The sequence below is a fragment of the Chamaesiphon sp. VAR_48_metabat_135_sub genome, from assembly GCF_031418915.1.
GTDB lineage: Bacteria > Cyanobacteriota > Cyanobacteriia > Cyanobacteriales > Chamaesiphonaceae > Chamaesiphon.
Map to the genome: position 1 here is coordinate 1 of NZ_JANOJV010000248.1, position 2,272 is coordinate 2,272.

The following is a 2,272-nucleotide window of genomic DNA, read 5'->3' on the forward strand; positions in this document are numbered from 1 at the left end:
CAGCTTCTACTTCTGGTGCCCAACGTCCGTGGACAGAATCAAACTTGAGTAAATGTGCTGCTGCCTCAGCCCCGCCTTTAACCTCATTGATATGCACGAATTCTAGTTCCGGCCAACCCCACGCCGCCCGCAAATCTAACCGTCCAATCCGACCAAATCCATTGATGCCTACACGAATTGTCATTTATTTTTCTCTTCTAAAGTTTTAAGTCTTTATATTTACATGACTCTATATTTAGAATCGTTGATATTGACAAGCATCGATATCTTATCAATCTACATCGATATATGTCAATATAGAAGTTATGAAATCTTCAAAGTTACCTATTTTTTGTTGTCCGCCTCTATTAGCTGGTCGCCTGACTGGAGCAGAAGCCGCTAGTGCAGCAGTTTTGTTTCGAGTATTGGGTGAACCAGCACGGCTCCAGTTGTTGAGTCTAATTGCCGCACAGCCGAGTGGAGAGGTTTGTGCTTGCGAATTGGTAGAATCGCTGGGACTTTCGCAGCCAACAGTAAGCCACCACCTCAAGGTGATGTATGAGGCAGGTTTATTGTCAAAAGAGCGTCGAGGCACCTGGATCTACTATCGAATCGTTCAAGCACAATTAGTATCCTTGCGAGAGGTGCTCTCTTAAAATAAAATATCAGCAATTCTAAATTCAAAAAACTAGGAAGAATTGACAGCAGGATTAGGGGTCGAGTAAACACTGACGATCGTGAGGTTGCTGAAATCCCGTCCACAAGATTACGGATGTGTGGCACTGTTGGTACTTTAATCATGCCAAAAAGATTACTCGCATTACTTTTGCCCTGATTGATCTCCATGTGCCGCTGATGCTCCAAACAAGATTCGCTTTGCATGAAGAACACTGAGAATGCTCCTCATACAGCATCACCTAGGCTATATTTAGTTGCATTACTGGCAAGGCGAGGGTCTTTCATCCCCTGAATCGCTCGATTCAGATAGTCGAGCAGGGCGATAAAACTCAGCTTCATTGGCTCCATTCTGCTTCTCTTTTTGAAGTCCTTTTCCGAACATCGTTCGCGCAGCGTCTCTGTAGGAGAATCGAATTCTATAAAGGCTAATCAGTCGAGAATTTCTTGCGACTGCTGCTGGGAATTGGTCATAGAAAAACAGACTGGTATCGACTAAATTATAACATTAGCCGGAGGAAATCTTTCTAAATAATTTGGGGGTTGAATATATCTCTGCCTATTGACTCTATCGATCGCCCTAAAAATCACTCATTTGATAGATGCTATCATCTATATCCAACTGATAGACTACAAGAAATAAATAAATCTATACTTGTATGAAACTCAAAAAAACTATCATTATTTTACCAATAATCTTGGCTAGTCTACTAGCTACCGAAGTTAAAGCTCAGGTCAAACAAAACCGATTGCGAAACACACTTACAGGTGCAGATAGTTGTTTAGATATTATCGAAGATGGTAAAAATAATAGGTTGACGATGACTAAGTGTGCCAATGTCGCTGGACAACGCTGGAGCATGACAGCTAGTGAAAAAAATCCTCAAGCTTATCAGTTGCAAACTCCATTTACAGGTATGGATAAATGCCTGAACATTATTAATGACGGTGAAAATAATAAAGTAACAATGGCTAAATGTAGCGGCTTGCCTGGACAACTCTGGAGCGTTACACCTAGCAAGACAATTTCTGGTTCCTCCGGCTATTATTTTGTGACGAATGCGCTGACAGGTGCGAGTAATTGTTTGAACGTTCTCAATGACGGTAGAAATAATAGGCTGACGATGGCTAAGTGTGACAATATTTCTGGGCAGAGCTGGAGAATTACCAGCACTCCTTAATATACTGCTAATGATTAAAACTGCTGAGAGGATAACTTTTCTCACAGGTTCCTCATCTTTTTTTAATACCATGAGGAATATTCACCTGTCTTAGGATTAGCAAGAATAAAATCTATGAAATGGCAACAATTAATTTTGGCATTTAGTCTCGATCCTAATCAAAAAGGACAATCGATCGATAGTAACCATCCATTAGGCGGTGAGGGATTAATTTTGCAGCAACCGACTACCCGTGCTCAGTTTGCTGCTGATTTTCTCTAGATTGTAGCTGATTTGTAAACACAATTAAGGATAGGAAATAATAACATGAACGTCCAAAATGATAACTTTCAAGAAAACGTCGAAACAATCCAAACTGAATTAGTAACCGGAGAGCATGAAGTAAAAACAGTAGAAAAGATTGGGGTAGAAGAATTTAGTATTAATGGTGATGCCCT

Annotated in this window: 4 protein-coding genes; 3 read left to right on the forward strand and 1 reads right to left on the reverse strand. The window is 40.6% G+C overall.

What is annotated here, in order from left to right:
• Positions 1 to 184: glyceraldehyde 3-phosphate dehydrogenase NAD-binding domain-containing protein (locus RMO55_RS17200; protein WP_310428515.1), on the reverse strand; the 184-nt coding region annotated here is incomplete at its 3' end.
• 121 nt (positions 185 to 305) lie between these two features.
• Between RMO55_RS17200 and RMO55_RS17205 the strand changes: the two genes are divergently transcribed.
• The 3 genes from RMO55_RS17205 (at position 306) to RMO55_RS17215 (ending at position 2,096) form a co-directional block, all read left to right on the forward strand.
• On the forward strand, positions 306 to 635 hold the full coding sequence (locus tag RMO55_RS17205; RefSeq protein WP_310428518.1) for a metalloregulator ArsR/SmtB family transcription factor: 330 nt from the start codon (positions 306 to 308) through the stop codon (positions 633 to 635).
• 678 nt (positions 636 to 1,313) lie between these two features.
• Positions 1,314 to 1,835 (forward strand): RICIN domain-containing protein, encoded by a 522-nt coding sequence (locus RMO55_RS17210; RefSeq protein ID WP_310428520.1) that lies wholly within the window; start codon positions 1,314 to 1,316, stop codon positions 1,833 to 1,835.
• Between the two features lie 114 nt (positions 1,836 to 1,949).
• The gene (locus tag RMO55_RS17215) at positions 1,950 to 2,096 is read left to right on the forward strand and encodes a hypothetical protein (RefSeq protein ID WP_310428522.1); all 147 of its coding nucleotides are present in this window, start codon (positions 1,950 to 1,952) and stop codon (positions 2,094 to 2,096) included.
• The last annotated feature ends 176 nt before the right edge of the window (positions 2,097 to 2,272 follow it).